Origin of the sequence: Microvirga sp. Mcv34 (genome assembly GCF_024519725.1) — a bacterium.
Classification (GTDB): Bacteria; Pseudomonadota; Alphaproteobacteria; order Rhizobiales; family Beijerinckiaceae; genus Microvirga.
This window is the reverse complement of the sequence record NZ_JALJRK010000292.1, coordinates 1-392: the sequence shown is the minus strand read 5'-3', so window position 1 is coordinate 392 and position 392 is coordinate 1. Positions and strand designations below refer to the sequence as shown.

General features: G+C 63.3%; 1 protein-coding gene. It reads left to right on the top strand.

Features of this window, described 5'->3' with window-relative positions; all coding sequences use genetic code 11:
- Nucleotides 1–208 precede the first annotated feature (208 nt).
- On the top strand, nucleotides 209–392 hold a 184-nt coding region (locus tag OC446_RS30665), incomplete at its 3' end, for a cation transporter (protein WP_262032631.1).

Sequence of the window (392 nt, the reverse complement as noted above, 5' to 3'; positions counted from 1 at the left end):
AGCGTTGATGAGCAGGCATGTCCATGGGACCCTTGTCGCAGCCCTCAAAACACAGACCATGGCCCGCTTTGGCTTGGCAACGGCGCATCTCGCCTGAGTGCAAGCTGCGGCCGTGACATGGATCCTCTCAGTCAGCTGAAGTGTGCGGGAACGGGCAATGCTGTGTTGCCGTTCAGGTCCTGTAGGCAGGATGCCAAGGGAGCAAACGATGGGGACTGGGCAGGCACATACAGGAGGGGACAGATCGGCCGCTGGTCGGCACCGTGGCCGTTTGGCGTGGGCGTTGACGCTGACGCTGACCTATATGGCGGCCGAAGTGATCGGTGGCGTAGTTACTGGCAGCCTCGCGCTCCTTGCGGACGCCGCTCACATGCTGACCGACGCCGGCGGGC